The organism is Streptomyces sp. NPDC046866, from assembly GCF_040704625.1.
Taxonomy (GTDB): Bacteria; Actinomycetota; Actinomycetes; order Streptomycetales; family Streptomycetaceae; genus Streptomyces.
Map to the genome: position 1 here is coordinate 139450 of NZ_JBEYXN010000013.1, position 19223 is coordinate 158672.

The 19223-nt window shown below is 75.0% G+C and carries 17 protein-coding genes and 1 pseudogene; 2 read left to right on the forward strand and 16 right to left on the reverse strand.

The features are described 5' to 3' along the window. Positions 1 to 22: 22 nt before the first annotated feature. From AB0953_RS20405 to AB0953_RS20460, 12 genes and pseudogenes are all read right to left on the reverse strand, one after another. On the reverse strand, positions 23 to 538 hold the full coding sequence (locus tag AB0953_RS20405; protein ID WP_366860906.1) for an O-acetyl-ADP-ribose deacetylase: 516 nt from the start codon (positions 536 to 538) through the stop codon (positions 23 to 25). Further along, positions 539 to 1957: an NAD(P)/FAD-dependent oxidoreductase gene (locus AB0953_RS20410; RefSeq protein WP_366860907.1), complete on the reverse strand. Its 1419-nt coding sequence runs from the start codon at positions 1955 to 1957 to the stop codon at positions 539 to 541. A 76-nt stretch (positions 1958 to 2033) separates the two neighbouring features. Then, positions 2034 to 2858: an inositol monophosphatase gene (locus AB0953_RS20415; protein ID WP_366860908.1), complete on the reverse strand. Its 825-nt coding sequence runs from the start codon at positions 2856 to 2858 to the stop codon at positions 2034 to 2036. Between the two features lie 127 nt (positions 2859 to 2985). Then, positions 2986 to 4513 (reverse strand): annotated as a pseudogene (locus AB0953_RS20420) (NCS1 family nucleobase:cation symporter-1). 89 nt (positions 4514 to 4602) lie between these two features. Beyond that, a complete protein-coding gene (locus AB0953_RS20425) occupies positions 4603 to 5619 on the reverse strand; it encodes a TIGR03842 family LLM class F420-dependent oxidoreductase (protein WP_366860909.1) in 1017 nt (338 codons plus the stop codon). A 13-nt stretch (positions 5620 to 5632) separates the two neighbouring features. Next, the gene (gene hydA / locus AB0953_RS20430; RefSeq protein WP_366860910.1) at positions 5633 to 7033 is read right to left on the reverse strand and encodes a dihydropyrimidinase; all 1401 of its coding nucleotides are present in this window, start codon (positions 7031 to 7033) and stop codon (positions 5633 to 5635) included. A 16-nt stretch (positions 7034 to 7049) separates the two neighbouring features. Beyond that, positions 7050 to 8303 (reverse strand): aspartate aminotransferase family protein, encoded by a 1254-nt coding sequence (locus tag AB0953_RS20435; protein WP_366860957.1) that lies wholly within the window; start codon positions 8301 to 8303, stop codon positions 7050 to 7052. Between the two features lie 38 nt (positions 8304 to 8341). Further along, positions 8342 to 9184, reverse strand: coding sequence for a nitrilase-related carbon-nitrogen hydrolase (locus AB0953_RS20440; protein WP_366860911.1), 843 nt, complete (start codon positions 9182 to 9184; stop codon positions 8342 to 8344). A gap of 174 nt (positions 9185 to 9358) precedes the next feature. Further along, on the reverse strand, positions 9359 to 11227 hold the full coding sequence (locus AB0953_RS20445) for a hypothetical protein (protein ID WP_366860912.1): 1869 nt from the start codon (positions 11225 to 11227) through the stop codon (positions 9359 to 9361). Positions 11228 to 11272: 45 nt separating this feature from the next. Continuing rightward, a complete protein-coding gene (locus tag AB0953_RS20450; protein WP_366860913.1) occupies positions 11273 to 11653 on the reverse strand; it encodes a PPOX class F420-dependent oxidoreductase in 381 nt (126 codons plus the stop codon). A gap of 9 nt (positions 11654 to 11662) precedes the next feature. Beyond that, positions 11663 to 11866 (reverse strand): hypothetical protein, encoded by a 204-nt coding sequence (locus AB0953_RS20455; RefSeq protein ID WP_366860914.1) that lies wholly within the window; start codon positions 11864 to 11866, stop codon positions 11663 to 11665. Positions 11867 to 11965: 99 nt separating this feature from the next. After that, positions 11966 to 12217, reverse strand: a complete 252-nt coding sequence (locus tag AB0953_RS20460; RefSeq protein WP_366860915.1) for a helix-turn-helix transcriptional regulator — start codon at positions 12215 to 12217, stop codon at positions 11966 to 11968. 64 nt (positions 12218 to 12281) lie between these two features. On the opposite strand from AB0953_RS20460, the gene map reads away from it, so the two are divergent. Further along, positions 12282 to 13049, forward strand: coding sequence for a type I methionyl aminopeptidase (gene map, locus AB0953_RS20465; RefSeq protein WP_366860916.1), 768 nt, complete (start codon positions 12282 to 12284; stop codon positions 13047 to 13049). 113 nt (positions 13050 to 13162) lie between these two features. On the opposite strand, the gene ggt is transcribed toward map, so the two are convergent. Further along, positions 13163 to 14977, reverse strand: a complete 1815-nt coding sequence (ggt, locus tag AB0953_RS20470; protein WP_366860917.1) for a gamma-glutamyltransferase — start codon at positions 14975 to 14977, stop codon at positions 13163 to 13165. Positions 14978 to 15101: 124 nt separating this feature from the next. Between ggt and AB0953_RS20475 the strand changes: the two genes are divergently transcribed. Further along, on the forward strand, positions 15102 to 15827 hold the full coding sequence (locus AB0953_RS20475) for a hypothetical protein (protein WP_366860918.1): 726 nt from the start codon (positions 15102 to 15104) through the stop codon (positions 15825 to 15827). Here the strand turns inward: AB0953_RS20475 and AB0953_RS20480 are convergent. The 3 genes from AB0953_RS20480 to AB0953_RS20490 all read right to left on the reverse strand — a co-directional run bounded on the left by AB0953_RS20480 (position 15787) and on the right by AB0953_RS20490 (position 19144). Beyond that, complete coding sequence (locus AB0953_RS20480; RefSeq protein WP_366860919.1) at positions 15787 to 17073, reverse strand: cytochrome P450; 1287 nt, start codon at positions 17071 to 17073, stop codon at positions 15787 to 15789. The genes AB0953_RS20475 and AB0953_RS20480 overlap by 41 nt on opposite strands. Positions 17074 to 17168: 95 nt before the next feature. Continuing rightward, on the reverse strand, positions 17169 to 17705 hold the full coding sequence (locus tag AB0953_RS20485) for a hypothetical protein (RefSeq protein WP_366860920.1): 537 nt from the start codon (positions 17703 to 17705) through the stop codon (positions 17169 to 17171). After that, positions 17702 to 19144: a HAMP domain-containing sensor histidine kinase gene (locus AB0953_RS20490; protein ID WP_366860921.1), complete on the reverse strand. Its 1443-nt coding sequence runs from the start codon at positions 19142 to 19144 to the stop codon at positions 17702 to 17704. Before AB0953_RS20490 ends, AB0953_RS20485 begins: the two co-directional genes overlap by 4 nt. Positions 19145 to 19223 lie beyond the last annotated feature (79 nt).

Below are 19223 nucleotides of genomic sequence, written 5' to 3' on the forward strand. Positions count from 1 at the left end.
CACGGGGTGGTGGCGGGCCGGGTCAGGCGGAGGGGGTCTGGTCGGCGAACGCCCTGTACGCCTCGGCGTCGAAGAGGACGAACCTGACCTCCTCGACGCCGGTCTTTGCCGCGCGGACCGTTTCGACGGCGATGCGGGCGCCGTCGTCCATCGGCCAGCCGAAGATGCCGGTCGAGATGGCGGGGAAGGCCACCGTACGGGCGCCCAGTTCATCGGCGACGCGCAGGGACTCGCGGTAGCAGGAGGCGAGCAGGGCGCTGCGGTCCTCCTCGCGGGACCAGACCGGCCCGACCGTGTGGATCACCCAGCGGGCCGGGAGGCGGCCCGCGGTCGTGGCGACGGCCTGCCCGGTCGGCAGGCCCTTGCCGTACCGGGAGGCGCGCAGGGCGCGGCAGGCCTCCAGGATCTCGGGGCCGCCGCGGCGGTGGATGGCTCCGTCCACTCCCCCGCCGCCCAGCAGGGATGAGTTCGCGGCGTTGACCACCGCGTCCGCGTGCTCGGCGGTGATGTCGCCCTGGACGAGGCTGATGCGGACCATTCAGGAGTCCCTTCGCAGGTGCCGCCAGACCGCTTTGGCCGCGTTGTGGCCCGACATTCCGTGGACGCCGGGGCCGGGCGGGGTGGCGGAGGAGCAGAGGAAGACGGCCGGGTGGGGCGTGGTGTACGGGGACAGGGACAGCTTCGGGCGCAGCAGGAGCTGTAGGCCGGTGGCGGCGCCGCAGGCGATGTCCCCGCCGACGTAGTTGGGGTTGCGGGCGGCGAGCTGCGGCGGGCCGGCGGTGGCGCGGGCGAGGACGAGGTCGCGGAAGCCCGGGGCGAAGCGCTCCAGTTGGCGCTCGACGGCGTCGGTGAGGTCGCCCTCCCAGCCGGCGGGCACGTGCCCGTACGCCCAGAAGACGTGCTTGCCCTCGGGCGCCCGGCCGGGGTCGACCAGACTGGGCTGGGCGGTGATCAGGAAGGGGTTGCGGGGGGCGCGCCCGCCGGTGGCGAGCTGCAGGGCGGCGTCGATGTCGCGTGCGCGCGGCCCGATGTGCACGGTGCCGGCGCGGCGCGGCTCCTCGGCGGTCCACGGCACCGGGCCCGACAGCGCATAGTCGATCTTGAAGGCGGCGGCGCCGTACCGGTAGCCGTCGTACGTGCGCCCCAGGCGGGCGATGCGGGCCAGTGCGGTCGGGGAGGTGTCGAAGACGTACGCGCGGGCCGGCGGGAGGTCGTCGAGCCGCTTGACCTCGAAGCCGGTGTGGACGGTGCCGCCGAGGTCGGCGAGGTAGGCGGCGAGGGCGTCGGAGAGGGACTGCGATCCGCCGCGCGCCACCGGCCAGCCTGCCGCGTGGGCGGCGAGGGCGAAGACGAGGGCGACGGCGCCGGTGCCGATGCCGCCGAGCGGGGCGATGACGTGGGCGGCGAGCCCGGCGAGCAGGGCCTTGGCCCGCTCGTCGTGGAAGCGCCGCAGCAGCCAGGTCAGCGGGGGCAGCCCGGCGAGGCCGAAGCGGGCGAGGGTGACCGGGTCGCGGGGCAGGGCGGTCGAGGGCAGGGCCATGAAGTCCCGTACGAGGCCCTCCCACTTCGGGGCGAACGGCTGGACCAGCCGCCGGTACGCGCCCGCGTCGCGCGGGCCGAACGAGGCCGCCGTCTCGGCGACGGAGCGGGACAGCACGGCGGCCGTGCCGTCGTCGAAGGGGTGGGCCATCGGCAGCGGGGCGTGCAGCCATTCCAGCCCGTACCGCTTCAGCGGCATCGCGGAGAACGCGGGCGAGCCGATGCCGAGCGGGTGCACCGCGGCGCACGGGTCGTGGTGGAAGCCGGGGAGCGTCAGCTCCTCGGTGCGGGCCCCGCCGCCGACCGCCCCGGCGGCCTCGAAGACGGCCACCGAGCAGCCGCGCCGGGCCAGTTCGACGGCGGCCGTGAGCCCGTTCGGCCCCGCCCCCACCACGACCGCATCGAGAATCGACGGCACCTTGAGACCCCTTCGTCCGGTGGCGGCTTCGCCCCCAGGATATTCCGGCCGTCATGCGGCCCTGTCGTACGGCGGGTCACGCCGCGCGCAGCAGCTCGCGGATGCGCAGCGCGGTGGCCTCGTCGCGGCCGACCGCGAAGGGCAGCTCGTTGTCCCGGTCGATGCGGAACGGGACCCCGGCGACGGTGGACTGCGCGCCGCCCGCCTCGTCGACGAGCAGCAGGCCGGCCGCGTGGTCCCAGGCCGAGGGCCAGGTGAAGGCGAGGCCGTCGACCTCGCCGCGGGCCACCTTCAGGTACTCCAGGCCGGCCGAGCCGCACGGGCGGGCCGCCACGCCCGGCACGTCCAGGCGGGAGAGGATCCTCTTGTCCTTGTCGGTGGTGTACAGCGGGTGGGCCACGGCGACGCGCAGCTCGGCGCCCGGCTCCGGGGAGCCGCAGGCCAGCCGCTCGGCGCCCAGGTAGGCGCCCTGCCCGCGCACGGCGGTGGCCATCTCGTCCAGGGCGGGGGCGAAGGTCCAGGAGGCGAGGATCTCCCCGCGGTGGGCGAGGGCGACCAGGGTGCAGAAGGCGGGATCGCCCGCCACGAACTGCCGGGTGCCGTCGACCGGGTCCACGATCCACACCGGGGCGTCGGCGCGCAGCGCCCCGTACACGGTCGGGTCGGCGTGCACGGCCTCCTCGCCGACGACGGCGGAGCCGGGCAGCAGCCGGGTGAGGGAGGCGGTGAGGTGCTCCTCTGCCTTGCGGTCGGCGACGGTGACGAGATCGTGCGGGCCGCTCTTCTCGTCCACCTCGTGCTCGGCGAGCTGGCGGAATCTCGGCATGATCTCCGCAGCCGCGGCCTTGCGCACGGCTTCTTCGACGGCGGACAGGTCGCGGGCGAGGAACTCTTCGATCATGCCCCCATCACACCATGCCGCGCCGACAATCCCCACCGGGAAAGGGGGCCGGGCGGCGGACACCGGGTGGCCGGGAGGTGACGCGGCTCGCCGGGCCGGCCGTCAAGCGGGTGCTGCGGATCGTGGATCACCGTGCCGGAGTCCGCGCCCTCATGAGCGTGGTGTACAGGAGGAGGGACGCGGCGAGGCCGACCGCCCAGCCGTAGTCGGCGAGGGGCTCGAGGAAGGGGATGAGCCCGTCCTCGGGGAAGGGGCCGGCGCCCGGGGCGGAGTGGGAGCCGCCGATGGCGAGGACGCCGCCCACGGCGAAGGCGAGGACGGCGGCCGGGTTCCAGCCGGACCGGTACCAGTAGGGGCCGTCGGGGCGGTAGAGGCCGGGCAGGTCGAGGACGGTGCGGCGGACCAGCCAGTAGTCGGCGATGAGGATGCCTGCGACGGTGCCCAGCAGGCCGCCGACCAGGCCCAGCCAGGTGAAGATGTACAACTCGGGCGTCTCGGTGAGCTTCCACGGCATGATCACCACTCCGACGACACCCGGTGATCAGCGCCCCCTTGCGGAAGTCGATCCGCTTCGGCAGGACGTGGGCGAGGTCGTAGGCCGGGGAGACGACGTTGGCCGCGATGTTCACGGAGATCGTCGCGACGAGCACGGTGACGAGCGCGAAGAGCAGCCCGAAGACGTTGTCGGCGTGGGCGGCGAGTGCCACCGGGTCCCAGACGGGCGCTCCGTACACGGCCTGCGAGCCGGAGGTCACGAGCACGGAGAGCAGCGCGAACAGGGTCATGGTGGTCGGCAGCCCGAGGGCCTGTCCCCACGCCTGGGCGCGCTGGCCGGAGCCGAAGCGGGTGAAGTCGGGGATGTTGAGGCTGAGGGTCGCCCAGAACGCGATCATGCCCATGAGGGACGGGAAGAAGACCGGCCAGAAGTCCCGGCCCCAGCCCAGCTTCGACGGCTGGTCGAGCAGCGGTCCGAACCCGCCCGCCTTGAGCGCGATCCAGACGAGGAGGGCCAGTGCGCCGACGATGACGAAGGGCGCGGCCCAGTTCTCGAAACGGCGCAGCGTCTCCATGCCGCGTCGGATGAGGGCCAGTTCCAGGGCCCAGAAGAGCACGAAGCAGAGCCACAGCGGCCAGGGCCGGCCGCCGATCCGGCTCGCCTCGGCCCAGCCGCCGCCGAAGGCCTTGTCGAGCAGGACGAAGACGGCCTGGCCCGCGATCCAGGTCTGGATGCCGAACCAGGCGCAGGCGACGGCGGCCCGGACGAGCGCCGGCAGGTTGGCGCCGCGCAGGCCGAAGGGGGCGCGGGCGAGGACCGGGAAGGGGATGCCGTACTTCGGGCCCGCGTGCCCGGTCAGCAGCATGGGCACGAGCACGATGACGTTGGCGAGGGCGATGGTGAGGACGGCCTGCTTCCAGTCCATGCCCAGGGCGACGAGGCCGGAGGCGAGCAGCCAGGAGGGGATGTTGTGGGCCATGCCGACCCAGAGGGCGGCGAAGTTGTAGGTGGTCCAGCGGCGTGCGGCGATGGGGACGGGGAGCAGGTCGTCGTTGACGAAGCGCGGGTCGTCGACGGCCGTGCCGGGCGGGAGCTCGACGGGGCCGCCGGCGGCCGCGCCGGGGCCGCCGGGTCTGTCGGAGGGGGCGGTGGCGGTCATGGCGGCGGAACCCTTCGGTCGGGGGACGGTACGGAAGGGGCCGTGCGGGGTGGTGCGGGGGCGGCGGGGCCGGGGCCGGTTCGGTGGGGTCAGGCGCCCAGCGCGGGGATGACCTCGGAGCCGTACGCGTCGATGGTGGCCTCCCGGTTGTCGTGCATGTCGTACACGGCGAACTGGTCGACGCCGAGCTCCTGGAGGTGGCGGAGTTTGGCGATGTGGGCCTCGGCGGGGCCGAGGAGGCAGAAGCGGTCGACGATCTCGTCGGGGACGAAGTCGGTGGAGGGGTTGTCGGCCCGGCCGTGGTGGCTGTAGTCGTAGCCGTGCCGGTCCTTGATGTACGCGGTGAGCTCCTCCGGGACCATGGCGGAGTGCTCGCCGTACTTGGCGACGAGGTCGGCGACGTGGTTGCCGACCATGCCGCCGAACCAGCGGCACTGGTCCCGGGCGTGGGCCAGGGCCCCGGCCGAGTCGTCGGCCGTGACGTAGGCGGGGGCGGCCACGCAGATGGTGAGGGTGTCGGGGTCGCGGCCGGCGTCGGCCGCGGCCTGCCGTACGGCCTTGACCATCCATTCGGTGAGGAAGGGGTCGGCCAGCTGGAGGATGAACCCGTCGGCCTTCTGCCCGGCGAGGGCCAGGGCCCTCGGCCCGTACGCGGCCATCCAGACGGGGAGCCTGCCGTTCTTGATCCAGGGAATGCGGACCGGGCTTCCGTCGACGACCGCCTCGCGGCCCTCGGCCAGGTCCCGGATGGCCTCGATGGCCTCACCGAGCCGGGCCAGGGTGTTCGGCTTGCGGCCGGCCACCCGCATGGCCGAGTCGCCGCGGCCGATCCCGCAGACGGTGCGGTTGCCGTACATGTCGTTGAGGGTGGCGAAGGTGGAGGCGGTCACCTCCCAGGTGCGGGTGCCGGGGTTGGTGACCATGGGGCCGACGTGCAGCTTCTGCGTGTTCGCCAGGATCTGGCTGTAGATGACGAAGGGTTCCTGCCACAGCACGGCCGAGTCGAAGGTCCAGCCGTAGCGGAACCCGTTGCGCTCGGCGCGTTTCATCAGGCTGACGACCTGGGACGCGGGCGGGTCGGTTTGCAGGACGAGGCCGAAGTCCATCGCACTTCCTTGGTTACGGGTACTGGCAGGTGGACCGGTGGACGAATGCACCGTGGCCGGCCCGGCCGGTGTACTCGCGCCGGTCGATCACGAGCTCGCCGCGCGAGAGCACCGTCTCGACGCGGCCGGTGATCCGCTTGCCCTCGTACGCCGAGTAGTCCACGTTCATGTGGTGGGTGGCGGCGGAGACCACCTGCTCGGCGTGCGGGTCGTACAGGACGATGTCGGCGTCGGAGCCTGGCGCGATGGTTCCCTTGCGCGGGTACAGGCCGAACATCCGGGCCGGGGTCGCGCAGGCGATCTCGATCCAGCGGCGGCGGCTGATGTGCCCCTCGACGACGGCCTGGTGGAGGAGGTCCATCCGGTTCTCCACGCCGGGCAGGCCGTTGGGGATCTTCGAGAAGTCGCCGCGGCCGAGCTCCTTCTGGCCCTTGAAGCAGAACGGGCAGTGGTCGGTGGAGACGACCTGGAGGTCGTTCGTCCGCAGCCCCTGCCACAGCGCCGCCTGGTGCTCGCGCGGCCGCAGCGGCGTGGAGCAGACGTACTTGGCGCCCTGGAAGTCCGGCTCGGCGAGGTTGTCGGTGGACAGGAACAGGTACTGCGGGCAGGTCTCCCCGAAGACCGGCAGCCCCTTGTCGCGGGCGGCGGCGAGCTCGGCCACGGCCTCCTGCGCCGAGACGTGGACCACGTACAGCGGGCAGCCGGCCACGCGGGCCAGCTGGATCGCCCGGTGCGTGGCCTCGGCCTCCAGCAGGACCTTGCGGACCTCGCCGTGGTGGCGCGGGTCGGTCTCGCCGCGGGCCAGGGCCTGTTCGACCAGGACGTCGATGGCGATGCCGTTCTCGGCGTGCATCATGATCAGCCCGCCGTTGGCCGCACCCCGCTGCATGGCGCGCAGGATCCGCCCGTCGTCGCTGTAGAAGACGCCCGGGTAGGCCATGAACAGCTTGAAGGAGGTGACGCCCTCCGCGACGAGGAGGTCCATCTCCTTCAGGGTCCCCTCGTTGACGTCCGAGAGGATCATGTGGAAGCCGTAGTCGATCGCGCAGTTGCCGTCGGCCTTCGCGTACCAGGCGTCGAGGCCCTCGCGCAGGCTGCGGCCCACGCTCTGCACGGCGAAGTCGACGATGGTGGTGGTGCCGCCCCAGGCGGCGGCCCGGGTCCCGGTCTCGAAGGTGTCCGAGGCGGAGGTGCCGCCGAAGGGCAGCTCCATGTGGGTGTGGGCGTCGACCCCGCCCGGGATCACGTACTTCCCGGCCGCGTCGAGGACGCGGTCGGCCGTCCAGCTCTCGGCGGCGGCCGAGCCGTGCGCCGCGAGGGCGGCGACGCGGCCGTCCTCGACCAGGACGTCGGCGTGGAGCTCGTCGGCGGCCGTGACGACGAGGCCGCCGCGGATCAGGGTGCGGTGGGACATGTGCGGCTCCTCCCGGCTACACGATGCTGCGCAGGGCCCGTTCGATGACGGCGGCTCCCTCTTCCGCCTCGGCGACGGTGAGGGACAGCGGCGGCGCGATGCGCAGCACGCTGGTGTCGTGGCCGCCGCCCTTGCCGAGGAGCAGGCCGCCTTCGCGGGCGGCCTCCAGGACGGCGGCGGCCGCCTCGGGGTCGGCCCGGTCGGTGCCGGGCCGGGTCAGCTCCAGTCCGGCCATCAGGCCCCGGCCGCGGACCTCCCGTACGGCGGGCACGGTCGCGGCGATGGCGCGCAGCCGCTCCAGCAGCAGGCCGCCGACGCGGCGGGCGTTGCCCTGGAGGTCGTGCTCCAGCAGGTAGGCGAGGTTCGCGACGCCGGCGGCCATGGTGACCGGGGAGCCGCCGAAGGTGGAGATGGAGTTGGTGTCGATGCAGTTCATGATCTCGGCGCGGGCGACGACGCCGCCGATGGACATGCCGTTGCCGATGCCCTTGGCGAAGGTCAGCATGTCCGGCGGGCCGTTCTGGGCGTGCGCCTGCCAGCCCCAGAAGCTGTCGCCGGTACGGCCCCAGCCGGTCTGCACCTCGTCGCTGATCCAGAGGATGCCGTGGCGGTCGAGGACCTCGCGGAAGGCCCCGTACAGGCCGTCGGGCGGTGAGGTGAACCCGCCGACGCCCTGGATCGGTTCGGCGATCAGGGCGGCGACCGAGCCGCGGGCCTGGCCGAGGACGTCCTCGAGGTCGGCGACGGCGGCCTGCGTGAACGCGGCGTCGGACAGGACGGCGAAGGGGCCGCGGGTGCGGACGGCGCCGTGCACGTAGTACGTCTGCAGCGGCGACAGGCTCGTCGGGGACCAGCCGCGGTTGCCGGTGACGGACACCGTGGAGAAGGACCGGCCGTGGTAGCTGTTGCGCATCGCCAGGATCTGGTTGGAGCGGCGGTACGCGGTCGCCAGCAGCAGGGCGGTGCCGTTGGCCTCGGTGCCGGAGGTGGTGAAGAAGACGCGGGCGTCGGGGATGCCGGAGAGGGCGGCGATCCGCTCGGCCAGCTCGACCATCGGGCGGTTGAGGTAGAGGGTGGAGGAGTGGATGAGCCGGCCGGCCTGGTCGGAGACGGCCTTGGCGACCTCGGGCAGGGCGTGGGCGGTCATCGTCGTGAGGATGCCGCCGAAGAAGTCGAGGTAGCGGTTGCCCTCGGCGTCCCAGACGTGGCGGCCCTCGCCGTGGGTGAGCTCGATGGGGCGGTCGTAGTAGAGCGCGAGCCAGTCGGGCATGACGGCGCGGTGGCGGCTGTGCAGGGGGATCGGTTCGGTCACGGCTGTACGAGCCCTCCGTAGGCGTCGGGGCGGCGGTCGCGGTAGAACGCCCATTGGGTGCGGACCTCTTCGATGAGGCCGAAGTCGAGGTCGCGGACGAGGAGTTCCTCCTCCTTGTCGCTGGCGACATCGCCGACGAACCGGCCGCGCGGGTCGACGAAGTAGCTGGTGCCGTAGAAGTCGTTGTCGCCGTACTCCTCCTGGCCGACGCGGTTGATGGCGGCGACGAAGTACTCGTTGGCGACGGCCGAGGCGGGCTGCTCCAGCTGCCACAGGTGCGCGGACAGGCCGCGGTGGGTGGCGGACGGGTTGTAGACGAGCTGCGCGCCGGCCAGGCCGAGGGCCCGCCAGCCCTCGGGGAAGTGGCGGTCGTAGCAGATGTAGACGCCCACCTTGCCGACGGCGGTGTCGAAGACGGGCCAGCCAAGGTTGCCGGGGCGGAAGTAGTACTTCTCCCAGAAGCCTCTGACCTGCGGGATGTGGTGCTTGCGGTACTTGCCGAGGTAGCTGCCGTCGGCGTCGATGACGGCGGCGGTGTTGTAGTAGAAGCCGGAGTCCTCGATCTCGAAGACCGGGACGACGATGACCATGCCGGTCTCGCGGGCGAGGGCCTGCATGCGGCGGACGGTCGGGCCGTCGGGGACCGGCTCGGCCCAGCGGTAGTGCTCGGGCTCCTGGACCTGGCAGAAGTACGGGGCGTTGAACACCTCCTGGAAGCCGATGATCCGGGCGCCCTGGGCGGCCGCTCTGCGGGCGTGCTCCTCGTGTTTGGCGACCATCGACTCGGTGTCTCCGGTCCAGGTGGCCTGGACGAGTGCGGCGCGGACGACTTGGGCCATGAGCTGCCTCCTCGCGGCGGGTACGCCGACTTCTACGCACGTAGACGGTGTGCGTAGGGAGTAGAACGTAGGCCTCGGCACAGCGCGGGGCAAGACCGCCTTGCGCGGTTGGAGCAGTCGGTCGTTTTGGTGCGCAAGGCGGTCGATTCCGGTCGGACGGCGATCCGGGAGCGATCAGTCGGCGGGCAGTTTGGCGACGATGCGCAAGGCGTGCACGAGGTCGCGGCGGTGCCCGGCGGACACGGCGGCGGCCGCCTGGAGCAGGCGGGGCGTGAACCACTGCGGGTCGCGGCGGGCGAGGCGGGCCGCCTCCTCGGCGGTACGGACGCGGACGAAGGCCCCGAGGAGGGCGTCGGCCTCGGTGTGCCGGCCGGCCGCGGCCAGGGCCAGGGCCGCCTCGGCGATCTCGGCCGCGGGGCGGGCCGCGCCCTGGCGCAGCAGGGCGTCGCGGTCGGTGTGCCGGCCGGCCTCGCCGAGGGCGGCGGCGGCCGCGGCGAGCCGGCGGGGCGGGAGCGAGGCCGCCTCCCACAGGAGGGTGGCCCAGTCGGCGGCCAGCCCGGCCCGGCCGAGCGCGTCGGCCAGCGCCGGCAACCGCCCGGCCGGCCAGGCGGCCGCCTCGCACAGCACGGCGTGCGCCTCCCCGCTGCGCCCCTGCCCCCGCAGGGCGACGAGCTCGGCCACGACGTCCTCCACCCGGCGCCGCCGGGCGGCGGGCGCGGGACCGGGTGCCGGGCCCGGGCCGGACCCCTGCCCGGCACCAGCGGCGGCACCGGTGTCCCCGCCGAGGCCGGGTCCGGGCCCCGCGTCCCCGCCGGAGCCGGCGGTGTGCGCCGCGGCGGCCGCCCCGTCCGCGTACGGCGCGGCGCCCCCGACCCGGGCACCCGGGCCCGGCCCCGGTTCTCCGGGCCGGGCGGCGGGGGAAGCCTCGGACGGCCCGGCGGCTGCCGTTCCGGCGGCGGATCCGGCGGCGGCGGGCCCAGGAGCCGCGGAGCCGGCTGCGGCGGGGTCGACGGGCCGGGCTCCGGAGGACCCGGGGCCAACGGAGCCCGGGCCGGGGGCCGACTGCGGGCCGGGGGCCGACTGCGGGCCGGGGCCCGGCTGCCGGTCGGGGGCCGGCTGCGGGCCCGCGGAGTCCGCGGCGGCCGCGGGGAGGGGGCCGAAGCGGGCACCTCGGGGCCGGGGGACCGGCGGGCCGTCCCGGTGGCCGGGCGGAGGGGTGAAGGCCGCCGGTCCCGGGGCCGCCGCGCCCGCGTACCTCGCCCCGCCCGACGACCGCCGGGCACCCCCGCCCCGCAGCCACCGCCCCTCGGCCCGCCGCACGGGCGCGTGCGGGGCCGCGCCGGGCGCCCCCTCCGCTCCCGCGCCCCGCTGCCGGTCCGGGCCCGGGGTCCGGTCCGGGCCCGGGGTCCGGTCCGGTTGCGGGGCCGGGGCCGGTTGCGGGGCCGCGCCGGAGGCCCCCTCCGTGTCCGCCTCGCGCGGCGAGGGCGGGGCCGGGGGGCGGGGCGGTGCGGTGCGTTGGCGGGGCAGGCCGGGGAGGGGGTCGGGGGGCAGGGACTCCAGGCGGGCCGTGCAGTCCGCCTGGCGGGCGGCGGCCCGGGCCGCGTCGTCCCGTACCCACGCGAGCTCCGCGGCCACGGCGGCCGCCTCGGCGCGGTCGGCCGCGGCGGCGAGGCGCGCGGTCAGGGCATGGGCCGCGGCTTCCGAGGCGGCCCGCTGGTCGGCGGCCGCCGCCCGTAGGGTCCGCAGTTCCTCGACCCCGCCCGGGAGCCGGTCCCAGGCGGCGACCGCCGCGGCGCGCAGCCGGGCGGCGTGCTGCGCCTCCCGCGCCGCGAACTCGGCCCCGCGGGCGGCCGCGAGGTCGCCGAGCAGCGACTCCACCACGTCCCACGGCGGCATCGCCGCCCCCTCCAGGCAGGCCCGCATCCCCTCCGGATCCCGGCGCAGGAACTCCCCGTACCACCCCGCCCCCGGATCGAGCCGGTGCGTCAACCCCCGCAAGTAGTCCGACAGTTGCGCGATCGCCAGCGAAGTCGCCGTCTCCATGCCCGCATTGGATCCCACGGGTGTTACGGGCGGGCTACAGGAATCTCAAACCTTGACGGCGATCGCGGTGTGCGGGCGCTTGCCGAGCCGGACCGCCGCGGCGGGCAGGTCCACCGCCCAGAACCGCCAGGTGTACTTCCGCCCCAGCAGCCGCCGTACCCGCTTCAGGCCGTCCTCGTCCAGCAGCCGCGCCTGCCCCTCGAGGACGGCCGCGCCCTCCGCGACCCGCCCCCGCACGTCGCAGGCGGCCAGGGTGACCCGGCCGTTGTTGCGGATCCGCTTGACCTTCCACGCGTCCGAGCGCGTCCAGACGTACAGCTCGTCGCCCTCGACCACGGCCCAGACCGGTGTCGCGACCGGCGTGCCGTCCTTGCGGAAGGTGGTGAGGCTGACGTACGGGGACCGCCCGAGCTCTTCGAGGTTCATGCCCCGAGGCTAGTGCTCCGACCCGCGGCGCGGCACCGGGCCGGGGGTCGCCGGCGGGTGTGCCGGACGGCCCGTGACCGCGTCGGCGGGATGCCGCCGCCCGGTACCGGACCGGCCTTCGGGACAGGCGCAGGCCGCCACCAGCAGGCCGGCCGCGAGCAGCGCGCCGACGAGTCCGAGACCGAGGCGCTGGGGGGCGTGGAGGGCTGACACGCCCTCACCTGTGCCCCGCGCCCGGTGGACCGCACCGCCGATTGGGCCGTTCGGCCCGCGGGGCCGCCCGAACGGCGCCCGAGCGCCCCTCGGCCGCCGTCAGGCCGCCACGAGGGCGCAGCGCCGCAGGACGTCGTCCAGGGAGAGGCCGAGCGCCTCGGCCACGGCGGCGACGGTGAAGAAGGCGGGGGTGGGCGCGCGGCCGGTCTCGATCTTGCGGAGGGTCTCGGGGGACAGCCCGGCGCTCGCCGCGACCTCGACCATGCTGCGGCCGCCGCGGGCCTCCCGCAGCAGGGCGCCGAGGCGCTCGCCGCGCTCGCGCTCTTCGGGGGTCAGGGGGGTTCGGACCATGGCGCCCATCGTACCGCGACACCGACAACAATCCCGGTAAAGTTATACCGGTATAGTTATTGGCATGATGGAACTCAAGACGGAGCAGTCGATCGACGAGATGCGCGCCGCGGGCCGGGTCGTGGCCCGGGCCCTCGCCGCGGTACGGCGGGCGGCGCGGGTCGGGGTGTCCCTGCAGGAGCTGGACCGCGTGGCCCGCGGCGTACTGGACGCGGCGGGCGCGTCCTCGCCCTTCCTCGGCTACCGGCCGCCGTTCGCGCCCGTCCCCTTCCCGGCCGTGGTGTGCGCCTCGGTCAACGACGCGATCGTGCACGGCATCCCGGACGGCTACCGGCTCCGCGACGGCGACCTGGTCAGCATCGACTGCGGGGCCCGGCTCGGCGGCTGGGTCGGGGACGCGGCGGTCAGCTTCACGGTGGGCCGGCCGAGCCCGGCCGACCTGCGGCTGATCGAGACCGCGGAGGCGGCGCTGGCGGCCGGGATCGCGGCCGCCGTGCCGGGGAACCGGATCGGGGACATCGCGCACGCCGTCGGCACGGTGTGCCGGAGCGCGGGGTACGGGATCCCGGACGGGTTCGGGGGGCACGGCGTGGGGCGGCACATGCACGAGGAGCCGGGCGTGCCGAACGAGGGGCGGGCGGGGCGGGGGATGAGGCTGCGGGCGGGGATGGTGCTGGCGATCGAGCCGATGGTGATCGCCGGGGGGACGGATGACTATGGGTGCGACGGGGACGGGTGGACGCTGCGCACCGTCGACGGCAGTCGGGCCGCCCACGCGGAGCACACGGTGGCCATCACCCCTGCGGGGCCCCGCATCCTGACGGCCCCCTGACGGGCCGCCGCTGCACGGAGCCAGTCCCCTCCCCGCAGCGGCGGCCTCTCGGGCCCGCCGGGCGGGACCGGGAGGCCGGGACCGAGGGGCCGGGACCGAGGGGCCGGGACCGGCTACGGCCTGCCGTGCGGGTGGACCGTCATGGCCGAGCCGCCGCCCCGGCGGGTGGTTTCGGCCGCGGCCAGCCACCGGCCGTCGGGAAGGCGCTGGACACCGGTGGCGGCGCCGATCTCCGGGTTCTGCCGGAAGCCCTGCCCCACGGCTTCGAGTTCGGCGCGCAGCGGGCTGTTCCACAGGGCCGGTTCCAGCTCGGTGGTGGCCTGGTTGCGCTGGCTGGCCCGCGGCGCGGCGATGGCGTCGACCAGCGGCAGCCCCCGGTCCAGGTGCTCGGTCAGCGTCTGCAGGACGGTGGTGATGATGGTGGCGCCGCCCGGTGAGCCCACCGCGAGCACCGCGCGCCCGTGGTCGAGGACGATCGTCGGGGACATGGAGGACCGCGGCCGCTTGCCGGGGCCCGGCAGGTTCGGGTCCGGGACCCCGGGGAAGGCCGGGGCGAAGGAGAAGTCCGTCAGCTCGTTGTTCAGCAGGAAGCCGCGCCCGGGAACGGTGATCGCGCTGCCGCCGGTGGACTCGATGGTCAGGGTGTACGAGACCACGTTGCCCCAGCGGTCGGCGACGGTCAGGTGGGTGGTGTTCTCCCCCTCGTACGTGGTCGGCGCGGCCTGTCCGCCGGCGGTGCAGGGCTGCGGCGCGCGCGGGTCCCCGGGCGGCAGCGGGCTCTTCAGCGCCCGGTCCGGGCTGATCAGGCAGCCGCGCGCGTCGGCGAACCGCTGCGAGAGCAGCTCGTGCGTCGGGACCTGCTCGAAGGCCGGGTCGCCGACCCACCGCCCCCGGTCGGCGAACGAGATCCGCGAGGCCTCGATGAAGCGGTGCAGGTACTGCGCCTCCGACAGGGAGCCCAGGTCGGTGCGCTCCAGGATGTTCAGCGCCTCCCCGACGGTGGTGCCGCCGGAGGAGGAGGGGGCCATGCTGTAGACGTCCAGGCCGCGGTAGCCCACCCGGGTCGGCTCCTGCCGCTTGGTGGCGTACGCGCGCAGGTCCTCGGCGGTCAGGTCGCCGGAGCGGACCTTGCGGGTGGCGGCCGGGTCCACGGGCGGCTTGCGGACGGTGTTGACGATGTCCTCGGCGATCGGACCGCGGTACAGCGCCCCGGCGCCCTTGCGGCCGAGCTCCGCGTACGTGTCGGCCAGGTCCGGGTTCTTGAAGGTGGAGCCCACCACCGGCAGGGCCCCGCCCGGGAGGAAGAGCCTGCGGGTGTCGGGGAAGTCCTTGAAGCGGGCCTGGTTGGCCTCGGTCTGGGCCCGGAAGGTGGCGTCCACGGTGAAGCCGTCGCGCGCCAGTTTCTCCGCGGGCTTGAGGAGTTGGCCCAGCGGGCGGGTGCCCCACGCGTCCAGGGCGCTCTTCCAGGTGGCGGGGGTGCCGGGGACGCCGACCGAGCGGCCGCTGGTCTGCCCCTCCTCGAACGGGATGGGCACCCCGTTCTCCTGGAACAGTTCGGAGGTGGCCGTCCGCGGCGCGGTCTCGCGGCCGTCGATTGTCTGCACCCGGCGGGTCCGGGCGTCGTAGTACACGAAGTAGCCGCCCCCGCCGATGCCGGCCGAGTACGGCTCCGTCACGCCGAGCGCGGCCGCTGTGGCGACGGCGGCGTCCACGGCGTTCCCTCCGGCGCGCAGGACGGCGATGCCGGCCGCGCTGGCGTCGGCGTCGACGGTGGCGACGGCCCCGCCGTAGCCGACGGCGACGGGCACCTTGGCGGGGGTGCCGCCGGCCTGTGGGGACGCCGACGGCGGGGCCGCGGCGCCGGTCGAGACGAGCGTGCCGGCGAGGGCGGCGGCGAGCGCTAACTGACGGGGGGTGGGACGACGCATGGCGTACCTCCGGTCGACGGCCTGTCAGACCCCATGCAGCGACGGCAGAGCAGCTGCGGTCGGCACTGTAACTTCACCGCACCCCCCGCGTCAGGAAGGCCCGGCCCCGGCTAGCATCCGCCGCATGAACGACGACGTGCGCAACATCGTGCTCGGGGTGGTGGCCACCGCCATCAGCGGCGGCTTCGGCTGGTTCACCCGTACCTACGTGTGGCGCCGCGCGCTGCGCCGCAAGCAGGCGTTCTTCGGCCTGCCCGCCGGCTCTGACTGCCTGTTCGTGGTCAACCGGCAGATGGGCGGCACCGAGGGGTCGGTGCACCGCAACGACACGTTCGCCCTGCTGGAGATATCCGCACTCATCAAGGACTGCGGGGCGAACCTGCAGATCGTCTCCCACGACGCGGTCCGCCAGGGTTTCGGGGAGCGCGCCGAGTTCTGCATCGGGGGGCCCGCGTCGAACAACCGGACCACCGCCCACCTGGCGTCGATGCTGCCGGGCATACGGGTGGACACCTCCGCCGAGCCCGGGCCGGACCGCGGGGCGATCCACGTCGGGGGCGAGACCTACCGGTGGGAGCGGGGGCAGGCCGAGTACGTGGTGCTGGCGCGGCTGACGACCGGGCCGGGGACGCGGCCGGTGTTCCTGATCTCCGGGCAGACGGCGGTCAGCAACCAGGCGGGGGCCCGCTTCCTCGCCCGCAACCACGAACGCCTGGCCCGCACCTACCGGGGGAACTCCTTCTGCGTGCTGCTGAAGGTCACCAACTCCGACGCGTACGGCCCCGATGTGGCCGAGCTGCTGGCGGACGTCACCGGGCCGGCCCGGACACCCGCAGCGGCAGCCGTGTGATCCCGTTGATGAAGTTCGACACCAGCCGGCGCGGCGGGCCGGCGAGCTCGGGCGCGGGCATGGCCGTTCGCCACTCCTCCTGGAGCACCCGCAGCTGGAGCCGGGCGAAGTGCGCGCCGAGGCAGACGTGCGGGCCGTCCCCGAAGGACACGTGCGGGTTGGGCGTGCGGGCGAGGTCGAGGCGGCCGGGGTCGGTGAAGACGCGCTCGTCGTGGTTGGCGGAGGCGTGGAAGACCACCACCTTGTCCCCCGCCCGGATCGGCAGCCCGGCCAGCTCGGTGTCGGCGGCGGCGGTGCGGCGGAAGCTGAGCACCGGCGGGTGGACGCGCAGGAGTTCCTCCACCGCCCGCTCCACGGGGATTTCGCCCGCGGCGAGCCGCCGGTAGGCGTCCGGGGCCCCGGCGAGGGCGAGCAGCGCGCCGGGGGCGGCGCTGCGCACGGTGTCGTTGCCGGCGACGGTCAGCAGGAAGAAGAACATCTCCAGCTCGGCCGGGTCCAGTCCGGCCGTGGCCAGGGAGGTCATCACGTCGTCGCCGGGGTGGCGGCGCTTGTGCGCGGCCAGCTCGCGGGCGTAGGCGAACATCTCGCCGAGCAGCGCCGGGGAGCGGGGGTTGAGCGGCCTGCCGTCGGGGCCGCGCAGCGGCTCGGGCGCGTCCTCGGGATCCTGGTAGCCGATGACCCGTACGGTCCACTCCAGCAGCAGGGCCCGGTCGGCGGCCGGGATGCCCAGCAGGTCGGTGAGGTTGAGCAGGGCGTACTCGTCGGTGACGGCCGCGACCACGTCGGCGGAGCCGTCCTCGGCCCGGGCGCGGGCGCCGGCCAGCAGCGTACGGGCCCGCTCGCGGACCCGGGCCTCGAAGGCGTCGACGCGGGCCGGGGTGAAGGCGCGGGAGACCAGCCGGCGCAGCCGCCCGTGGGCCGGGGGGTCCTGGTTGAGCATGGTGCGGCGCAGGAAGGGCAGGTCGGCCGGGTCGGGGTCGCGGATCTGGGTGGCGCCCAGCCACGAGGAGTACGCGGCGTGGTCGCGCAGCACGCGGACGACGTCGGCGTGCCGGGTGACGGCCCAGAAGCCGGGGCCGGCGGGCCAGCCGTCGATCTCGGGCTCCTCCTGCCAGGCCACCGGGTGGCGGTCGCGCAGCAGCCGGTAGGCCTCGTGCGGGATGCCCTCGGCGTACCGGCGGGGGTCGAACACGTCGGGCAGGGCGGCGGGGGCCGGGCGGGCCCCGCCGGGGGCGGCGGCATGCATGGGGCCACCGTGGCGGGGCCGGGCGCGGACCGCAAGGGGGCCGCCGCCCCGGGCGCGGACCGCAAGGGGGCCGCGGCGCCCGGCCGGCCGCCGGGTCAGGGGCGGCTCGTGATGCAGGGGGCGGCCTCGAGGAGGGTGTCCGAGCCGCGCAGCGCCGCCTCGTAGTGGCTCGGCTGGGAGGACAGCGCGGTGCAGACGAGCTGGCGGCGGGCGAGGTCGGGGAGCTCTGCGACCGCGAACGGCAGCACGACCTCGATGATGGCGCTGTTGGACTGGAGCACCCGTACCTCGGTGGCGGCCCCGGTATCCACGACGGGGACCGCGGTGCGCAGGCCCGCGGACCTCTCCTGCTGGGTGGGTCCGGCGAGGAGCCGGGCGAGGGCGCCGCCCGGGCTGGGTGCGGCGTACGGCACCGTGGAGGGGGCGAGGCGGTCGTCGGGGGTGAGGTAGTACACCAGCGCGTTGTCGTTGGGCACGGCCATGGGCATCTTGGCGGGGGCTCCGCTCTCGACGACCCCGGTCGGCTTGATGCCGCATCCGGCGGCCAGCAGCAGCGCCGCGGCCGGCAGGGCGAGTGCGCGTGCGGCCGGGGGGAGCCGCCGCGGCGGCGTCCGGGGCCGGGTGCGGGTCATGCGTCGGCCTCCAGCGGCATGTCGAGGGTGAACACCGCTCCCCCGGCGGGGCCGTTCGCGGCCACCAGGGTCCCGCCGTGCAGCCGTACGTTCTCCAGGGTGATGGCGAGGCCGAGGCCGCTGCCGGCGGAGCGGGTGCGGGCCGCGTCGGCCTTGTAGAAGCGGTCGAAGATGTGCGGCAGCACCTCGGGGGCGATGCCGGGCCCGCTGTCGGCGACCTCGACCCGCAGCCGGTCCCCGCCGGGCTCCGGCCGCGTGGCCACGGTGACGCGGACGGGGGCGCCGCCGTGCCGCAGGGCGTTGCCGACGAGGTTGGCGAGGACGACGTCGAAGCGGCGCGGGTCGAGGCGGGCGCGGATCCCGGGGGGCAGGTCGGTGCGGATGCGCCCGTCGTCCCAGTGGCGGCGCTCCAGGGTCTTGCCCACGGCTTCGGCGACGTCCACGTCGTCGAGGTTCAGTTCGGCGGCGCGGGCGTCGAAGCGGGATATCTCCATCAGGTCCTCGACGAGCACGGCGAGCTTGCCGGTCTCGGCGCTGATGAGGCGCAGGGCGGCGGCGGTGTCGGCGTCGAGCCGCTCGGCGTCCTCGTCCAGGACCTCGGTGACGGCGAGCATCCCGGTGAGCGGGGTGCGCAGCTCGTGGGAGACGTCCGAGGCGAAGCGGCGGGCCCGGGTCTCGGCCTCGCGCAGCTCGCTCACCGACTGCTCCAGGGCGCGGGCGGTGTCGTTGAAGGTGCGGGCGAGCCCGGCGAGTTCGTCGGCGCCGCGGACCTCGATGCGGGTGTCGAGGCGGCCGCGGCCCATGTTCTGGGCGGCACGGCGCATGTCCCGTACGGGGCGCAGCACGCTGCGGGCCGCGAGCAGGGCGGGGACGACGGCGATCGCGAGACCGGGAACGGCGCCCCGTTTGGCGGCCTCGACCATGGCTTCGACGGTGGCCTTCTCGGTGGCGAGGGGCATGGTGACGAAGACGACGAGGCCGGTGGGCCGGGTGGCGCCCTGGTGGGCGACGACGCCGGGCATGCCGACGGTCAGGTACGGGGTGCCGTTGGGGTCGGTGACGCGCTGGAAGGCACCGTGCGGGACGGCGCCGACCTGCTTGCGGAGCGCGTCGGTGACCAGGGTGGAGGCGGGGGCGCCGGTGCTGGAGGAGCGCAGGCGGCCGTACTCGGCGAAGACGTTCCAGGGGTGCGGTCTGCCGCGCCGGGTGAGCTCCAGCACGATCTGGTCGAGCCGCTCCTGGTCCATCGGCAGGCTGACGGCCTGGGTCTCCATCAGGTCGCGCAGCGTGCTGACGGCGGTGTCCTGGCTCTGCTTGAGGACGGCCGTGCGGGCCTGCTGGTAGGTGAGCGCGGCGGTGGAGACGGCGCTGATCGCGGCGACCAGCAGGAAGGCCGCGATCAGCCGGGTGCGCAGCCCGAGCGGTGCGATGCGTCTCACCGGGTACCCCTTCCCCTCTCGCCGTTCCCTCTTGCCCACGTTCCCTCGTGCCCCCGCCGACCCATCTGCACTCTCGCCC